At 61.2% G+C, this 17,712-nt stretch carries 14 protein-coding genes; 10 read left to right on the plus strand and 4 right to left on the minus strand.

The window, feature by feature from the left end:
* Nucleotides 1–236: 236 nt before the first annotated feature.
* The 6 genes from QC815_RS12770 (at nt 237) to katG (ending at nt 10,156) form a co-directional block, all read left to right on the plus strand.
* On the plus strand, nt 237–1,511 hold the full coding sequence (locus tag QC815_RS12770; RefSeq protein ID WP_310540111.1) for an O-acetylhomoserine aminocarboxypropyltransferase/cysteine synthase family protein: 1,275 nt from the start codon (nt 237–239) through the stop codon (nt 1,509–1,511).
* A gap of 326 nt (nt 1,512–1,837) precedes the next feature.
* Nucleotides 1,838–3,409 (plus strand): Re/Si-specific NAD(P)(+) transhydrogenase subunit alpha, encoded by a 1,572-nt coding sequence (locus QC815_RS12775; RefSeq protein ID WP_310540114.1) that lies wholly within the window; start codon nt 1,838–1,840, stop codon nt 3,407–3,409.
* Between the two features lie 16 nt (nt 3,410–3,425).
* On the plus strand, nt 3,426–4,868 hold the full coding sequence (locus QC815_RS12780; protein WP_310540116.1) for an NAD(P)(+) transhydrogenase (Re/Si-specific) subunit beta: 1,443 nt from the start codon (nt 3,426–3,428) through the stop codon (nt 4,866–4,868).
* Nucleotides 4,869–4,996: 128 nt separating this feature from the next.
* The gene (locus tag QC815_RS12785; protein ID WP_310540117.1) at nt 4,997–6,763 is read left to right on the plus strand and encodes an ABC transporter transmembrane domain-containing protein; all 1,767 of its coding nucleotides are present in this window, start codon (nt 4,997–4,999) and stop codon (nt 6,761–6,763) included.
* A gap of 30 nt (nt 6,764–6,793) precedes the next feature.
* On the plus strand, nt 6,794–7,804 hold the full coding sequence (locus QC815_RS12790) for an aldo/keto reductase (protein ID WP_230445752.1): 1,011 nt from the start codon (nt 6,794–6,796) through the stop codon (nt 7,802–7,804).
* 195 nt (nt 7,805–7,999) lie between these two features.
* Complete coding sequence (gene katG / locus QC815_RS12795) at nt 8,000–10,156, plus strand: catalase/peroxidase HPI (RefSeq protein WP_230445753.1); 2,157 nt, start codon at nt 8,000–8,002, stop codon at nt 10,154–10,156.
* 99 nt (nt 10,157–10,255) lie between these two features.
* Here the strand turns inward: katG and QC815_RS12800 are convergent, their stop codons facing one another.
* Nucleotides 10,256–10,708, minus strand: a complete 453-nt coding sequence (locus tag QC815_RS12800; RefSeq protein ID WP_230445754.1) for an Rrf2 family transcriptional regulator — start codon at nt 10,706–10,708, stop codon at nt 10,256–10,258.
* A gap of 214 nt (nt 10,709–10,922) precedes the next feature.
* Between QC815_RS12800 and hmpA the strand changes: the two genes are divergently transcribed.
* Nucleotides 10,923–12,101, plus strand: a complete 1,179-nt coding sequence (gene hmpA / locus QC815_RS12805) for an NO-inducible flavohemoprotein (protein ID WP_230445755.1) — start codon at nt 10,923–10,925, stop codon at nt 12,099–12,101.
* On the opposite strand, the gene QC815_RS12810 is transcribed toward hmpA, so the two are convergent.
* Genes QC815_RS12810 through QC815_RS12820 form a run of 3 tightly spaced genes read right to left on the minus strand, consistent with a single transcriptional unit; the run spans nt 12,098 to nt 14,483 of the window.
* Complete coding sequence (locus tag QC815_RS12810) at nt 12,098–13,033, minus strand: 5-oxoprolinase subunit C family protein (RefSeq protein WP_310540122.1); 936 nt, start codon at nt 13,031–13,033, stop codon at nt 12,098–12,100. The genes hmpA and QC815_RS12810 overlap by 4 nt on opposite strands.
* Nucleotides 13,030–13,734 (minus strand): 5-oxoprolinase subunit PxpB, encoded by a 705-nt coding sequence (gene pxpB, locus QC815_RS12815; protein WP_310540124.1) that lies wholly within the window; start codon nt 13,732–13,734, stop codon nt 13,030–13,032. The genes QC815_RS12810 and pxpB overlap by 4 nt, the downstream gene beginning before the upstream one ends.
* Nucleotides 13,731–14,483 (minus strand): 5-oxoprolinase subunit PxpA, encoded by a 753-nt coding sequence (locus QC815_RS12820; protein WP_310540126.1) that lies wholly within the window; start codon nt 14,481–14,483, stop codon nt 13,731–13,733. Before QC815_RS12820 ends, pxpB begins: the two co-directional genes overlap by 4 nt.
* 279 nt (nt 14,484–14,762) lie before the next feature.
* Between QC815_RS12820 and QC815_RS12825 the strand changes: the two genes are divergently transcribed.
* Genes QC815_RS12825 through QC815_RS12835 form a run of 3 tightly spaced genes read left to right on the plus strand, consistent with a single transcriptional unit; the run spans nt 14,763 to nt 17,691 of the window.
* Nucleotides 14,763–15,746, plus strand: coding sequence for a TRAP transporter substrate-binding protein (locus tag QC815_RS12825; protein WP_310540128.1), 984 nt, complete (start codon nt 14,763–14,765; stop codon nt 15,744–15,746).
* A 57-nt stretch (nt 15,747–15,803) separates the two neighbouring features.
* A complete protein-coding gene (locus QC815_RS12830) occupies nt 15,804–16,367 on the plus strand; it encodes a TRAP transporter small permease (protein ID WP_310540130.1) in 564 nt (187 codons plus the stop codon).
* A gap of 19 nt (nt 16,368–16,386) precedes the next feature.
* Nucleotides 16,387–17,691, plus strand: a complete 1,305-nt coding sequence (locus QC815_RS12835; protein ID WP_230445761.1) for a TRAP transporter large permease — start codon at nt 16,387–16,389, stop codon at nt 17,689–17,691.
* Nucleotides 17,692–17,712 lie beyond the last annotated feature (21 nt).

Raw genomic sequence — 17,712 nt, forward strand, 5'->3', positions numbered from 1 at the left:
GAATAGGAACGTCGCCTTTCAAGATATGCGTCAGAACATAGACAAGTGGTCGTTGTGATATTCCGTATCTATCCCCTGATGCGGTTGTTGATGAATGCTTTCACGGTTAAGCATGGTGATGTCTACCCATCCAGAGATTAAAAAGCCCTCCTGAGTCTTACTGCATTATTGGCCTTCCGTGCGGCGCTTGTTTAGGATCATTAGCGGAACTCAACAAAAAATAGCGAGCCGTCCTCATGAAACCAGACACCATTGCCCTTCACCATGGCTACGCGCCGGATTCACAAAATGCCGTCGCGGTGCCGATTCATCAAACCACGTCGTTTTCCTTCGACAGTGCGCAGCACGCGGCGGATCTGTTTGATCTTAAAGTGGAAGGCAACATTTACTCGCGCATCATGAACCCCACCTGCGCGGTGCTGGAGCAGCGGGTCGCTGCGCTGGAAGGCGGTATCGCCGGGCTGGCGGTGGCGTCGGGGATGGCGGCGATCACCTATGCGATCCAGACCATCGCCGAAGCGGGCGATAACATTGTCTCGATCAGCGAGCTGTATGGCGGTACCTACAATCTGTTTGCCCACACCTTGCCACGCCAGGGTATCCAGGTACGCTTTGCCGACAAGGACGATATTGACGGTATCGAAGCACTGATCGACGAGCGAACCAAAGCGGTTTTCTGCGAAAGTATTGGTAACCCCTCCGGGGGAGTGGTCGACCTGATGAAGCTCGCCGAGGCGGCCCATCGTCACGGGGTGCCGGTGATGGTCGATAACACCACCGCGACGCCGTTTCTGTGTCGGCCCATTGAACACGGGGCGGATATCGTCATCCATTCCGCCACCAAATATATCGGTGGCCACGGCACCACCGTGGGCGGCGTGATCGTGGATTCGGGTGCCTTCCCCTGGGCCGCGAACGCCCATCGCTTTCCACTGCTGACGGAACCCGATGTTTCCTATCACGGCGTGAGCTATACCCGCGATGTGGGCGATGCAGCCTTCATTGCCCGCGCCCGGGTGGTGCCGCTACGCAATATGGGCGCAGCGCTGTCTGCTCAGGCGGCCTGGAATCTATTGCAGGGGCTGGAAACGCTTTCGCTGCGCATTGAGCGTATTTGTGCTAACGCCCTGGCCGTTGCCAAACACCTGGAGAGCCACCCGTTGGTCACCTGGGTACACTATGCCGGCTTGGAAAATCACCCCGATCACGCGCTGGCCAAGCAGTACATGAACGGCCACGCCTCGGGGATTCTCAGCTTTGGTATTGAAGGGGGCCAGGCCGCCGGTGAGCGCTTCTACGATGCCCTGGCGCTCATCCTGCGGCTAGTCAATATCGGCGATGCCAAGAGCTGTTCTTCCATTCCGGCGTCGACCACGCACCGCCAACTGAATGAGGAAGAGCTCAAAACCGCTGGCGTCACGCCGGATATGGTACGCCTATCGATCGGTATTGAGCATATCGACGACCTGCTGGCGGATATTGATCAAGCGCTGGCGGCCTCTCAAACGTAATGGCGCTCACGGAAGCGAGCATGACGCTCCCACGCCAAATGACGGTACCCTAAGCGTTATGCTGGTAGGTGGTTTTATCAGGCTTTTTTTGAGCTGGCTAACGAATTTAGACGTTGGTGAGCCCATCATGCACACTGGCTTAGCCCCATGTTGTAATTAAACAACGCAGTTGAATCAAAGGTTGAATAGTATCTATCGATGATCGCGTTAGATCCTAGGCGACTGAGAAGCGCTTTGACTAACGTCGAAAATGGGCAGTGTCCAATGTCTGACCGGCGGCACTGCAGGAAGGTAAAGCTTAAGGCCTAAAATAAAGGAGAATGCGAGTGAAAATAGGCGCACCGAAGGAAAGCGCCCGGGGTGAAGCGCGCGTCGCGCTCACGCCCGAGAGCGCCCAACATATCCAGAAATTGGGCCACGAGTGTCTGATTGAAACCGGCGCCGGTGAGGCGGCGGGCTTCAATGACGACGCCTATCGCAATGCGGGTGTCAGCGTGCTGGACAGCGCCGATGCGCTCTGGCGCGATGCCGAGGTGGTCATTAAAGTCCGCGAACCGTCCGACGCGGAAGTGACGCTGCTGCGTGAAGGCCAGACCCTGATTACCTTCTTCTGGCCAGCGCAGAACGAGGCGCTGCTGGAAGCCTGCAAGGCGCAGGGCGCCACCGTGGTGGCCATGGACATGGTGCCGCGTATCTCCCGGGCACAGAAGATGGACGCGCTATCGTCCATGGCCAATATCGCGGGTTACCGTGCGGTCATCGAGGCAGGCAACAACTTTGGCCGCTTCTTCACCGGTCAGGTCACCGCCGCCGGCAAGGTGCCGCCTGCCAAGGTGCTGGTGGTCGGTGCCGGCGTGGCGGGTCTGGCGGCGATCGGTACGGCCACCAGTCTGGGGGCGGTCGTGCGCGCCTTCGACGTGCGCCCCGAAGTCTCCGAGCAGATCGAGTCCATGGGCGCCGAGTTCCTGTTTCTCGAGTTTGACGAAAGCCAGGACGGTTCCGAAAGCGGTGGTTATGCGGCGCCTTCCAGCCCCGAGTTCCGCGAGAAGCAGCTGGCCTGTTTCCGCGAGCAGGCGCCGGACGTGGACATCGTTATTACCACCGCGCTGATCCCCGGTAAGCCCGCGCCCAAGCTGTGGCTCGAGGACATGGTCGCCGAAATGAAGCCCGGCTCGGTGATCATCGACCTGGCCGCCGAGAAGGGCGGCAACTGCGACCTGACCAAGCCCGACGAGCGTGTGGTAAGTGATAACGGCGTGGTCGTGGTGGGTTACACTGACTTCCCCTCGCGCATGGCCACCCAGTCGTCGCTGCTCTACGCCACCAATATTCGTCACATGCTGACCGATCTGACGCCCGAAAAAGACGGCGTGATCAATCACAACATGGACGATGACGTGATCCGTGGTGCCACCGTGACGCACCAGGGTGAAGTTACCTTCCCGCCGCCGCCGCCCAAGGTGAAAGCGATCGGTGCGGCCAAGCCCAAGAAGAAAGAAAAGGAGCCTACGCCGGAGGAGAAAAAGGCCGCCGAGCACGCTGCGTTCAAGGCGCAGTCCAAGCGCCAGATCGGCTTGCTGGCCGTGGGTGGCGCGCTGATGCTGCTGCTTGGGCAGGTCGCCCCCGCGTCATTCATGCAGCACTTCATCGTGTTCGTGCTGGGCTGCTTTATCGGCTTCCAGGTGATCTGGAACGTCAGCCACTCGTTGCACACGCCGCTGATGGCGGTCACCAACGCGATTTCGGGCATCATCATTCTCGGCGCCATTCTGCAGATTGGCACCGGCAGTGTGATCGTCGGTATTCTCGCGGCGATCTCGGTGTTGATCGCGACCATCAATATCGTGGGCGGCTTCCTGGTGACACGCCGGATGCTCGCGATGTTCCAAAAATCTTAAGCGGCGGAGACAGACTATGTTAGGTCAAGAATTCGTATCCGCTGCGTCCATCGCGGCGAGCGTGTTATTCATCCTCTCGCTTGGGGGGTTGAGCAATCAGGAAAAAGCCAAGCGGGCGGTGTGGTACGGCATCGTCGGCATGGCAGTGGCGGTGTTTTTTACCGCCTTTGGCCCGGGCATCGGCGGCTACTGGTGGCTGATTCCCATGATGCTGATCGGGGCGGCCATCGGCATCTATCTGGCTAAAAAGGTCGAGATGACCGAAATGCCCCAGCTGGTCGCCGCGCTGCACAGCTTTGTGGGTCTGGCGGCGGTCTTCGTTGCCTGGAGCGCGGATCTGGAGCGCCGTCGAGTGATGGCGGCGCAAGCGGCGGACGCCTCGACGGAAGCGTTCTCTGCCTTTGCGGCGCTGGTGGCCACCAAGGCACCGGACGAGCTGATGTTCCTGCAGGTCGAGGTGGTGCTGGGGATCTTCATCGGCGCGGTGACCTTTACCGGCTCGGTCATCGCCTTTGGCAAGCTGGCCGGCAAGGTCGACGGTAAGCCGAAGCAGCTGCCGGGCGGGCATATGCTCAACGCCGGGGCAGCGGCGCTGTCGCTTCTGCTGGCGATCATGTACCTCAACGGCGCGGGCTTCTGGACGCTGATCCTGCTGGCGGCGCTGGCGTTCTTTATCGGCTACCACCTGATCATGGGCATCGGCGGGGCGGACATGCCGGTCGTGGTCTCCATGCTCAACAGCTACTCGGGCTGGGCGGCGGCTGCCATCGGCTTCACGCTATCCAACGACCTGCTGATCGTCACCGGTGCGCTGGTTGGCTCCTCCGGTGCGATTCTCTCCTACATCATGTGCAAGGCGATGAACCGTAACTTTGTGAGCGTCATCCTGGGCGGCTTTGGCGGCACCCAAGGGCCGGCCGCCGAGATTGAAGGCGAGCAGGTGGCGATTGATGCAAACGGGGTAGCCAGCGCCTTGAACGACGCCGACAGCGTCATCATCGTGCCGGGTTACGGCATGGCAGTGGCGCAGGCGCAAACCGCGGTCAGCGACCTGGTGCGCAAGCTGCGTGCGGCGGGCAAGGAAGTACGCTTCGGTATCCACCCCGTGGCGGGACGCCTGCCAGGCCATATGAACGTGCTGCTCGCCGAGGCCAAGGTGCCCTATGACATCGTGCTGGAAATGGACGAAATCAACGACGATTTCGCCTCGACCGACGTGGTGATCGTGATTGGCTCCAACGACATCGTCAATCCGGCGGCCGAGGAAGATCCCAACAGCCCGATCGCTGGCATGCCGGTATTGAAGGTCTGGGAAGCCAAGCAGGTGTTCATCTGCAAGCGCGGCCAGGGCACTGGCTACTCGGGCATCGAGAACCCGCTGTTCTTCAAGGAAAACAGCCGGATGTTCTACGGCGACGCCCGCGACAGCATCAACTCGCTACTGCCGCTGGTTGAATAGGTTCGAGCCAGTGAGATAGCGACCAAGCAAGAAGCCCGCGAGCCATCGCGGGCTTTTTTTATGCTGTGCATGCCCTCGATACGCCTGCTATGGTCATTGACCGCCTTCTTTTTCGAGTACTTGCCATCATGAACCAACGCCCTGACCCCCGCGTGCTGCTGCGCCTGCTGGGGCTGCTTCGCCCCTATCGGGTGCGGCTGGCCCTGGCAGGCCTGGCGCTTTTGTTGGCCTCGGGGAGCGTTCTGCTGCTGGGCAACGGACTGCGTCTGGTGATCGATCGTGGGTTTCTGGCCGCAAATCAGCAGGCGCTGGCCCAATCGCTGGCGCTGATGCTGGTCGTGGTGACGGTGCTGGCGCTGGCGTCCGCGCTGCGCTATTACCAGGTGACCTGGATCGGCGAGCGGCTGGCGGCCGACCTGCGTCAGCGCGTGTTTGACCATTTATTGACTCTCGAGCCGAGCTTTTTCGAGAGCGCCAGCGACGGCCGCGCCGCCGGCGAGATCGCCTCACGGCTGACGGCGGATACCAGCGTCCTGCAAAGCCTGTTCGGCTCGTCGGTGTCGTTGGCGCTGCGTAACCTGGTCATGCTGGTGGGTGCCGTGGTGCTCATGCTGGTGACCCAGCCGTGGCTGTCGGCGATGGTGCTGATCGGCATTCCGGCGACGCTATTGCCTATCGTGTGGTACGGCCGCCGGGTCAGGCGACTTTCGCGTACCAGCCAGGATCGGGTCGCCGAGCTTGGTCGCTATGCCGAAGAAGCTTTGAGTGGCCTCCAGACACTTCAAGCGTTTACCCACGAGCCGGTGGATAAAGCCCACTACGGCCAGCGCGTGGAGCAGGCGTTCGGCAGCGCCGTGGAGCGCACTCAGCAGCGCGCCTGGCTGACCGGCATCGCCATGCTGGTGGTGTTCACCGCCGTGGGCTTGATGCTCTGGCAGGGCGGTCAGGCGGTGTTGGCCGGCACCATGAGTCCCGGTGAGCTGTCGGCGTTTATTTTCTACGCCGTGCTGGCGGCAGGGGCGATTGCCACCCTGGCCGAAGTGGCGGGCGACGTGCAGCGTGCGGCGGGGGCGGCGGAACGCCTGCTGGAACTGCTCGATACCCAGCCCACTATCCAGTCGCCCACGCAGCCGCAAGCCCTTCCGAGGCCATCGCAGGGCGATATTGCGCTGGAAAACTTAAGCTTCACCTACCCTGGCCGGGAAACCCCGGCGCTGGTCGATGTTGATCTGCATATCCAGCCGGGCGAACGGGTGGCCATTGTGGGGCCCTCGGGGGCGGGCAAAAGCACCTTGTTGGCCCTGTTGCTGCGTTTTTACGATCCAGACAACGGGCACATCACCCTGGATGGCTACGATATTCGCACCCTGGACCTGGTGGCCTTGCGCGGCGTCATGGGGCTGGTGGCGCAGGCGCCGGTGCTGTTCAGCGGCACGGTGGCCGAGAATCTGCGCTACGGCGATCCTCGGGCGAGCAGCGAAAAACTGCGCATGGCGGCCCAGGACGCCAGCGCCCTGGGCTTTATCGACGCGCTGCCGCAAGGTTTCGATACGCCTCTCGGCCCGGGAGGCGTGCAGCTTTCCGGCGGTCAACGTCAGCGCCTCGCCATCGCCCGGGCGCTGCTCAAAGATCCTGCCGTGCTGTTGTTGGATGAAGCCACCAGCGCGCTGGATGCGGAAAGCGAGCGCCTTGTCCAGCAGGCGCTGGATCGGCTGATGGTCGGGCGCACCAGCATCGTCATTGCCCATCGGCTGGCCACGGTGATCGCCGCGGATCGCCTGCTGGTGCTCGACGGTGGCCGATTAGTGGCGGCGGGGACGCACCGCGAGCTGATCACGACCAGTGCGCTCTATCGCCATTTGGTCGCGTTGCAGTTTGGTGGTGAAACGTTATAAAACAGTTGCGTGATCAATACGGGAATTGCCATGTCGAGTTTTCTTCAACGCCTCCGCGCCGTCCACGCCCCTTCGATCGGGCTTGGCTGCATGAACCTTTCCCACGGCTACGGTCAGCAAGTGCCCGAGGCGGACGCGCTGCGCGCCCTCGATTCGGCGTTCGATATGGGCTACCGCCACTTTGATACTGCCACGCTCTACGGCGCCACGGCCAACGAAACGCTGCTTGGCCGCGCGCTGAAGGGCAAGCGTGAGCAGGTGCTACTGGCCAGCAAGGGCGGCATGGCGATTGACCCCGCGACAAGCAAGCGGGTGATCGACGGGCACCCCGATACGCTACGTCGCCAGTGCGATGCCAGCCTTAAACGTCTGCAAACCGATCACATCGACATCTATTACCTGCACCGCCTCGACCGCCAAGTGCCGATCGAGGAAAGCGTCGGGGCGCTGGGCCGCCTGGTGGAGGCCGGCAAGATCGGCGGGGTGGGGCTTTCCGAAATTTCCGCGGCGACGCTGCGCCGTGCGGTGACGGAATACCCCGTTGCCGCCGTGCAGTCTGAATACTCGCTGTGGACGCGCAATCCCGAGATTGCCCTGCTCGAGGCCTGCCGGGAGACGAACACGGCCCTGGTGGCATTCAGCCCGCTGGGGCGCGGGTTCCTGGCCGAGGCAATCAGCGATCCGGCGCGCTTGCCCGAGGGCGACATGCGCCGCCAGATGCCACGCTTCAGTGCGGAAAACTTCCGCCATAACCGGCAGCTGCTCGATGACGTCATCCTGCTTGCCAAGCGTCTGGGCGTCACCTCTGCCCAGCTAGCGCTGGCGTGGATCAATGCCCAGGGCGCCGACGTCATTCCGATCCCCGGCTCCACCTCGATGGCCCACATGCGCGACAACCTCTCGGCCGAGACCCTCTACCTGGACGCCGCCACCTGTCAGCAGCTCACCGCGATGCTGACGCCCGAGCAAGTCGCTGGCGAGCGCTACAGCGAGGCCCAGCAGGCCGATATCGACACCGAAGCGTTTACGCTCACCCGCTAGGAACGGGGATTACCGTGGTCTATAGGTCAAAGCTATTAAATCAGTGATTAAATGCAAATTGAGACTATGGCGATAGTGGTCTAAAACGTTAGATACATAAATGCGGTGTTTGCGGGGTCAGCGTTGGCTAGCGAGCACCCACCGACGGTCATGCTGGCACTTGCCAGCGACGAAAGTAATTGAGGGGAGAGCAACATGAGCGGCAAATGTCCGGTAATGCACGGTGGCAACACCTCTGCGGGCACCTCCAACAAGGATTGGTGGCCGGAAGGTATCAATCTGGATATCCTGCATCAGCAAGATCGCAAATCCGACCCGATGGGTGTCGATTTCAACTATCGTGAAGAAGTCAGAAAGCTCGACTTCGATGCGCTCAAGCGTGACGTTCACGCGCTGATGACCGACAGCCAGCCCTGGTGGCCGGCCGACTGGGGCCATTACGGCGGCCTGATGATTCGTCTAGCCTGGCACGCGGCGGGTACCTACCGCATTGCCGACGGCCGTGGTGGCGGCGGTACAGGTAGCCAGCGCTTTGCGCCGCTGAACTCCTGGCCGGACAACACCAGTCTGGACAAGGCGCGTCGTCTGCTGTGGCCGATCAAGAAGAAGTACGGCAACAAGCTCAGCTGGGGGGATCTGTTCATTCTCGCGGGCACCGTTGCCTACGAATCCATGGGGCTGCCGGCCTACGGTTTCTCTTTCGGTCGCGAAGATATCTGGGAGCCGGAAAAAGACATCTACTGGGGTGACGAGAAAGAGTGGCTGGCGCCCTCCGACGAGCGTTACGACGACGTCGACAAGCCCGAAACCATGGAAAACCCGCTGGCAGCGGTGCAGATGGGGCTTATCTACGTTAACCCCGAGGGCGTCAATGGTCAGCCCGATCCGCTGAAAACCGGCCAGCAGATCCGCGAAACCTTCGCTCGTATGGCGATGAACGACGAAGAAACCGCCGCGCTGACCGCCGGTGGCCACACCGTAGGTAAGTGCCACGGCAACGGCGATGCGGCTGCGCTGAGCGCCGAGCCGGAAGCGTCCGACGTCGAGAATCAGGGCTTTGGCTGGAATAACCCGCACATGGACGGCAAGGCCAGCAATGCCGTTACATCGGGTATCGAAGGCGCATGGACGACGAACCCAACCCAGTTCGACATGGGTTACTTTGACCTGCTGTTTGGCTACGAGTGGGAACTGCGCAAAAGCCCCGCTGGTGCTCACCAGTGGGAGCCGGTGGACATCAAGGAAGAAGACAAGCCGGTCGACGCCAGCGACCCGTCGATCCGTCACAATCCGATCATGACCGACGCGGACATGGCGATGAAGATGGATCCGACCTACCGGGCATACTGTGAAAAATTCATGGCTGACCCGGAGTACTTCAAGCAGACCTTCGCCAAGGCGTGGTTCAAGCTGACCCACCGCGATCTGGGGCCCAAGTCGCGCTACATCGGCCCGGAAGTGCCCGACGAAGATCTGATTTGGCAGGATCCCGTTCCGGCCGGCAACACCGACTATTCCATCGAGAAAGTCAAAAAGCAGATCGCGGAAAGTGGTCTTAGCATCAGCGACATGATCACCACCGCCTGGGACAGCGCGCGTACCTATCGTGGTTCTGACATGCGTGGCGGTGCCAACGGCGCCCGTATTCGTCTTGCCCCTCAGAAAGACTGGGCGGGCAACGAGCCCGAGCGGCTGGCCAAGGTGCTGTCAGTATACGAAAAAATCTCTGCCGACTCGGGTGCCAGCATTGCCGATGTGATCGTGCTGGGCGGCAGCGTAGGCATCGAGAAAGCGGCTAAAGCAGCGGGTTACGAGGTGCTTGTCCCCTTCACGCCGGGTCGCGGTGACGCCACCGACGAGATGACCGATGCCGATTCCTTCGCGCCCCTTGAACCGCTGGCCGATGGTTTCCGCAACTGGATGAAGAAAGACTATGTGGTCAAGCCGGAAGAAATGCTGCTTGATCGCGCCCAGTTGATGGGGCTGACCGGCCCGGAATTGACCGTCCTGGTCGGTGGTATGCGCGTCCTTGGCACCAACCACGGTGGCACCCAGCACGGCGTCTTCACCGACCGCGAAGGCCAGCTGACCAACGACTTCTTCGTTAACCTGACCGACATGGGTAACGCCTGGAAGCCTGCGGGCAACAACGCTTACGAAATCCGTGACCGCCGGACGGACGCCGTGAAGTGGACAGCCTCGCGGGTCGATCTGGTGTTCGGTTCGAACTCGCTGCTGCGCTCCTACGCGGAAGTCTACGCTCAGGACGACAACGCCGAGAAGTTCGTGAACGACTTCGTTGCTGCCTGGACGAAAGTGATGAACGCGGATCGCTTCGACCTCATCGTCTAAGTGATCCCGTGATAGACAAGGGCGCTGCCATTAGGCAGCGCCCTTTTTTTGTCGCTATATTTTATTGTCACGTTTTGCCGTTCAGGTATGGCCCGTCGGCTAAGTGGTTACGTCCAGCGCTGGGATGCGCAGCAGCTGGCGTAGCTGAGGTAGTCGCTCGTCCAGCAAGTCCGCCAGGGTGTAGCGATCCAGCACCGCAAAAAACGCCTCCAGGGCCTCGTTGAGCACCGGCGGCAGGCGGCAGGCGGGGGTGATGACGCAGGCGTTTTTATCGCGGAAGCACTCCACCAGGCCAAATTCGGGCTCGGTGTCGCGCACCAGCGCGCCCAGCCGGATGGTGGCCGGGTCGCGCTTCAGCCACAGGCCGCCGTGCTTGCCGCGCAGGGCGGTGAGATAGCCTTTTTGATTGAGCTCCTGGACGATCTTCATTACGTGATGGCGCGAGACGTTATAAGTCGAGGCGATTTCGTCGATCGTCGCGCGCGCCTCGCCTTTCACCGCCAGATACAGCAGCACGCGAATGGAGTAATCGGTAAAACTGGTCAGGTGCATAAGCCGTCCGGGGAGGGTCAAAGAGAAGCATCGGGCAGGCGTCATTGTACGGTGAATCGGTGCCAGGGCGAAGCTTATACAAGCCCCCCCCCGCCGGGTCGAGTGTGGCGATGTGGCAGATTGTCGCTGGGGATTGGCGAGCACACTTAAAGATGTATTATGGATACTACTTTAATAAAACCATGCACGCACCACCCAATCCGTGAGGCTCACCATGCTGACTCAAGACCAAGAAGCGTTAATCGCCGCCACCGCCCCCGTCGTGGCGGAACACCTGAACACTATTACCCAGCGTTTTTACCCGCTGATGTTCGAGCGCTACCCCAGCGTGAAGCCGCTTTTCAATCAGGTTCACCAGCAAAACGGCGCCCAGCCGCGGGCGCTGGCGGGGGCGGTGTTGGCCTACGTGGGGATTCGTCAGGATCCGGTCAAAGCGCGCGAAACGCTGGAAACGGTCGTCAACAAGCACGTGTCGCTGGGTATCCTGCCCGAGCAGTATCCGATTGTGGGCGAGTGCCTGATGATGGCGATTGGCGAGGTGTTGGGTGATGCGCTGACGCCGGAGATTGCCGACGCCTGGGGCGCGCTGTATCAGGAACTGGCCGACCTGCTGATCGACCTGGAAGAAAACCGCTACCAGGAATTTGAGCAGCGCGAGGGCGGCTGGCGCGGTACCCGGCGCTTCCACGTGGCGGCGAGTCAGCAGGAAAGCGCGGTGATTCGCTCGTTCATCCTCGAGCCCGAAGACGGTGGCCCCGTGGCGGCGCATGCCCCTGGTCAGTACATCGGCGTCAAGGTGACCATCGACGGCGAGCCGGTGCATCGTCACTACAGCCTGTCGGCAACGCCCAATGGCCGCGCTTACCGGGTGTCGATCAAGCGCGAGAACGACGGTCGCGTCAGTCGTTATTTCCACGACCAGTTGGCCAATGGCGGGGTGGTCGAGCTACTCCCCCCGGCGGGCGAGATGACGCTGGTACCCGGCGAAGCCCCGCTGATGTTGATCAGCGGCGGCGTGGGTCAGACCCCGCTGCTGCCGATGGCCAAGCAGGCGCTTGGCCAGGGCCGCCGGGTGGTGTATCTGCACGCGGCACAAACCCCCGAGCACTGGGCCTTTGCCGATGAACTACGTGCGCTTGAAAAAGCCTATCCGTTACAGTTCACGCTGGTGACCGTGTTTGAGCAAAGCGACGCCGGCGACCATCAAGGGCGTCTTAACCAGGCACTGCTGGCCGACTATTTACCCGAAGGTGCGCACTGCTACTTCGTTGGTCCCCATGGCATGATGGAAGCCGTCGAGCAGTCGCTGAAGCAGCTGGGCGTGGCAGATTCGCATCGCCACTACGAGCACTTTGGTCCTGCCATGCCCCTCAACGCGGTCAGCGCTGCCTAAGCGGTCGCCCACTTGGCATGTTGCCGACGATAGTCGGCCTGGGCGTGGCTGACGCTGACCGGCGTCAGCCACACCTCGGTACCGGGCAGGCACTGGGCCAGCGCCGCACAGGCGGACGGCGTCAACGCCCCCAGGCGAGGGTAGCCGCCGATGGTCTGGCGGTCGTTCATCAACACAATGGGCTGACCGTCCGGGGGTACCTGCACCGCCCCCAGCGGTATGCCTTCCGAAATGATGCCGCTCAGCGTGCCGCTGAGCACCGGGCCGGTTAACCGCACCCCCATGCGGTCGGCGCGGTTATCGACCTGCCAGGGCGTGTTGAACGCCTGATAAAGGCTGCGGCCGGAAAAACTCGACGCCTGGGATCCAAGGACCATGGGCAGGCGACAGCCGGACGTCGGCATTACTGGCCCAGCCCCCTCAGGCAGCGTGCGTGAGGAGCGGTCGTTGCCCTGCCAGGTTAAATATTGCCCTGCTTTAAGTGGCTGGCCGTCCTCCTCGAGGCCGCCCAGCTGTTCGCGAGCGGTACAGGCGCGGCTGCCCAGCACCTCGGGGGCGTTGAGCCCGCCGGGAAACGCCAGATAGGCACGCAAACCGTGACGCGGCTGCTGAAACACCAGCTGCTGCCCTGAACGCAGGGTAAAGCTGGCGTTCGGCGCCAACGGTTGACCGTCCACCGTCGCCGCGAGGTCGGCACCGGTGAGGGCCAGCCGAACGTCGCCGTGGGCGACGAGCGTCAGACCACCGCCCATGACGATTTCCAGCGTCGCGCTGTTCAGCGGGTTGCTCAGTAGCCAGTTGGCCCAGTAAAACGCGATCCAGTCGGCAGCGCCGCCCTGGGTGACACCCAGATGACCCACGCCAAAGCGTCCTGCGTCTTGAACCAATGCCAGCGGCCCTGCCTTTTTTACCACTAATCCTGCCTGGCTCACGAGCGTTCCTCCATCGGCGTGGTATCGCCACCCTGGGCCTCAAAGTCGGCGCGGGAGATAGACCGGAAGCGTACGCTGTCGCCTGGACGCAATAGCGGTTCCCCGCGTTTGGCGTGCTCAAACAGCGGCACCGCCGTGCGTCCCAGCAGGTTCCAGCCACCGGGTGAGGGCAGTGGGTAAATCGCCGTCTGGCGATCCGCGATGCCCACGCTACCGGCGGCGACGTGGCGTCTCGGGGTTGTCAGGCGCGGCGTGGCGATGGCGTCATCGACCAGCCCCATGAACCCGTACCCCGGCGCAAATCCCAGGGCAAACACGCCGTATTCGTCCCGGCAGTGCCGGTCGATAAGCTCGGCAATACTGAGGCCGGCGCGCTTGGCCACGCGCGGCAGGTCGGGCCCGACACTCTCGTCGTACCACACGGGAATCTCATGGCGCTGGCCTTGCCGGGTATCGGCGGGGGTGAGGTCTGTCAGGGCATGGTGGATCCGCGCCTGGGCTTCGACATGGCTCAACTTGCGGGCATCATAGTGCAGCAGCAGGGTGGTATAGGACGGCACCAGGTCAATCAGCGCGTCGCCAAAGGCCTCGCGAAGTGCCTGGTCTGCCGCCAAGACCCAGGCCATGTTGGCGACATCGATGGTGTCGAACAAACGCACCATCAAGGCTTCCATCCCGGCGGTTTCGATACGCAGCTTCACGCTGACTCCAGCGCGTTGAATGCTTCGCGAATGGCGCGTACGGCGGCCACCGATTCGGGGTTGTCGCCGTGAACGCAAAGCGTGTCGCAAGGCAGCGACAGGGCAGTGCCATCCAAAGCGGTGAGTGACTCGCCTTTAGCCAGCATGACCGCCTGGTCAACGATGGTCGCCTGGTCGTGATGGACGGCGTCGGGCAGTCGCCGCGACGCCAGATGGCCGTTGGCTTCATAGGCCCGGTCGGCAAAGGTTTCAAACCAGAGGGTCAGGCCCAGCTTGTCGGCCAGCTCGCGGTGCGGTTCGGGAGCGGCAGTGGCCATGACCATCAGCGGCAGGCGGGCATCGAAGGCGCGCACCGCGCGCATGACCCCCTCGAGCAGCGCCGGGTTGGCGGCCATATCGTTGTACATGGCGCCGTGGGGTTTGACGTAGCTGAGCTGGGTGCCCTCTGCCTGGCAGATGCCCGCCAGGGCGCCCATTTGATAGAGCACCATATCCTCGACTTCGCCGGGCGAACAGGCCATGGAGCGTCGGCCAAACCCCATCAAATCCGGGTAGCCCGGGTGCGCGCCGATGCGCACCTTGTGCTTGGCCGCCAGCCTGACCGTTCGGCGCATGACGTGCGGGTCGGAGGCATGGTAGCCGCAGGCTATGTTGGCGCAGTCAACAAAGGGCATCACTTCGTCGTCCAGGCCAATCGACCAGTTGCCAAAGCTCTCGCCCATATCGCAGTTGAGCAGCGGAAGGGTCATGGGGCCTCCTGTTTGTTATCCAAGCGCCAGTCGAGCGACGAATCGTTGTGCCAGCCAATCTTTATTCACTATATGGACGGGTAGCCGTCACTGCCAGCCGTTTTTGGCGTCGCCAAGGGTATCGTGCTGTTGTGCCGTGGAAAAAGGGTTGACGCTTAAGCAAGGTAAGATTATCAACGACACTACGCTATAGGCTTAAAGGTGATGAAAAAGCACCGCCTACGTCAAGCTCGCCACCACACGGCACGACACCACCATACTGACAAGAGGGCTTCTATCATGCGTATCCGTATTGCCACGCCACTGCTTCTGGCGACAGCGTGCAGCGTCGCTGCCACCGCCCAGGCCGCCGATTGGACCATGGCCACGCCATATGGCGATGCCAGTTTTCATACCCAGAATACCAAGCAGTTTGCCGAAGACGTTGCCGAGGCAACGGATGGAGACCTGACCATCAACGTGCAAAGCGGTGGTGCTCTTGTGTCTCACGGCGAGATCAAGCCGTCGGTACGCCGTGGCACCATTGCCGCGGGGGAGATATTCCTCTCGGTACTCTCCAATGAAAACCCGATTTTTGAGGTGGATACCCTACCTGGTGTGGCCGGAGGCTATGAAGAGGCCTATGCGCTTTGGGAAGCCACCAAGCCAATCATCAGTGACCTCTTTGAGGAAGAAGGCCTGATCCCGCTTTACGCCGTTCCCTGGCCGGCTCAGGGTATTTACACCGCTGAAGAACTGACTGACCCGGATCAGTTTGACGGCTTGCGCGTGCGGGCGCCCAATATCAATACCCAGCGGTTTATTGAAAACCTGGGGGGAAGCCCGACGGAGACGGAAGAGTCCGATATCCCCACGGCGTTCAGCACCGGCCGCGTGGATGCCATGATCACCTCGAGTTCTACGGGCAATTCGATGGCTGCCTGGGATTACGTCTCGCATTACACCGATGCCAACCTCTGGCTGCCCAAGAATATCGTCTTTATCAATCAGCGCAGCTTTGACCAGTTGGACGACGACACCCAGGATGCCTTGATGGAAGCGGCCGAGAAAGCCGAAGAGCGCGGCTGGGAAATGAGCCGTGAAGATAACCAGGAAAGCCTGGCGATACTCAAAGAAAACGGCATCACCGTTTCCGAACCCAACGAGGATGTGGGGGAGGCGCTGCAACAAGCGGGTGATGAACTGTTTGCCGATTGGGAATCCCGGGCTGACGATCAAGCCAAGGAAGCGCTGCAGTCATACCGTGATCAACTTGAGGATTGATGACCTGTGTTGAGCGGCGCAGATACTGCGCCGCTTTGCGCGCAAGAGGCCAAACCGATGACGTTCAAATTCGATAAGCTTTATCGCCTGGGTGCCTGGGGCGCTGCGCTTTGCATGATCGCGATTTGCGCGCTGGTCTCGACCCAGGTGTTTTCTCGGTTGGTCGATGCGCTACTGGTCATGGTCGGTAGCGCGCGACTAAACATCAGCATCACCGGCGTCTCTGAAATGGCATCTTATCTGCTGGTTGGTGCCACCTTTCTAGGCTTGGCGTATACCTTCGTCCACCACGCCCATATCCGGGTAACCTTGCTGATTACCCGGCTTCCCTCGACGCTCCGAGTCTGGTTCGAGGTGTTTGGCTTGATGGTGGCGCTGACGCTTAGCCTGCTGCTCTGCTACGGGTTGATTGCGTTGATCCGCGAAAGCATCGCCTATAACGATGTTTCCTCAGGCTTTTTGTCGATTCCGCTGTGGATTCCCCAAGCCGTGTTGGTGACCGGCGTTGCCTTGCTGTGTTTGGCGCTGGGCGAGGCGCTGGTGATGGCGCTGCGCCTGGCATTCAAGGACCCATCACGTTTTCGCGAAGTCATGGCCAGCGAAGAAAACAACGACCCCTGAACCTTGTGGGAGATGCCCTGTGCTGCTACTTAGTGTCGTCACCATCCTGACCCTGCTGGTGCTGTTGGGCAGCGGCGTTTGGATTGCCTTTGCGTTGATTGGCACCGCCTGGATAACGCTCTCCATGTTCAGTTCGTTTGAACCAGGCCCGGTGCTGGCGTCTGATTTTTGGGGGGCGAGTTACGGTTGGGATCTCACCGCGCTGCCGATGTTCATCTGGATGGGCGAGATCCTGTTCCGCTCGGGGCTGGCCGATAACATGTTTCGTGGGCTTTCGCCCTGGTTAAACCGGTTCCCTGGGCGTTTGCTACACACCAATATCATCGGCAGTGGCATGTTCGCGGCGGTGTGTGGCTCGTCGGCGGCCACCTGTGCCACGGTGGGCAAGATGACCTTACCGGAGCTGGAACGCCGGGGTTACGACCCGCAGATGGCGATTGGCACTCTGGCGAGTGCCTCGACACTGGGGTTGTTGATTCCTCCCTCCATCGTGCTGATCGTCTATGGCGTCGTGACCGAGCAATCCATCTCGCGGCTGTTTATGGCAGGCATTGGCCCTGGCCTGATGATTCTTTCGATGTTCATGGGCTATCTGGTGCTTTGGTCGCTGCTCAAGGGCAACCGTGCCGGGCTGACCGGTAATGACGAGTCGGGAATGAGCTTTGCCGAAAAGCTGCGTAATACCTGGTCGCTGATCCCCATCCTGTTGTTGATTGGCGGGATTATCGTGTCGATCTACGGCGGCTTGGCGTCGCCCACCGAGGCGGCGGCGGTCGGGGTGGTGCTGTCGATGATCATTGCGCGGTGTAATGGCCACTTCAACCGCGAAATATTTCACAGCTCGCTGTTCGCGGCGGTGCGCACGGCGTGCATGATCGCCTTCATCATTGCCGGGGCGTCATTTCTTACCTCGGCCATGGGCTTTACCCAGGTCCCGATGAAGCTGGCGCAAGCGATTGGGGAAATGGGCCTGTCGCCGACGATGCTGCTGATCGCGTTGACGGCGCTATTGCTGGTGATGGGCTGTTTTCTGGACGGGATTTCGCTGATTCTGCTGGTCACCTCGATTATCATGCCGCTGGTGTCCGCCGCCGGCTTCGACCTGATCTGGTTTGGCATCTACCTGGTGATTGTGGTCGAGATGTCGCAAATCACGCCGCCCGTGGGCTTTAATCTCTTCGTGATACAAGGTCTCACCGGGAAGGATATCCTGACCATCACTAAAGCAACGCTGCCGTTCTTTCTGCTGATGCTGGTGGCGGTGGCCTTGATGCACCTGTTCCCCAACATTGCGCTGTATTTACCTTACGCGATGAACCGATAGCCTTGGGAGGCGGCGTCCATG

The sequence above is a fragment of the Vreelandella gomseomensis genome (assembly GCF_031451645.1).
Taxonomy (GTDB): Bacteria; Pseudomonadota; Gammaproteobacteria; order Pseudomonadales; family Halomonadaceae; genus Vreelandella; species Vreelandella gomseomensis.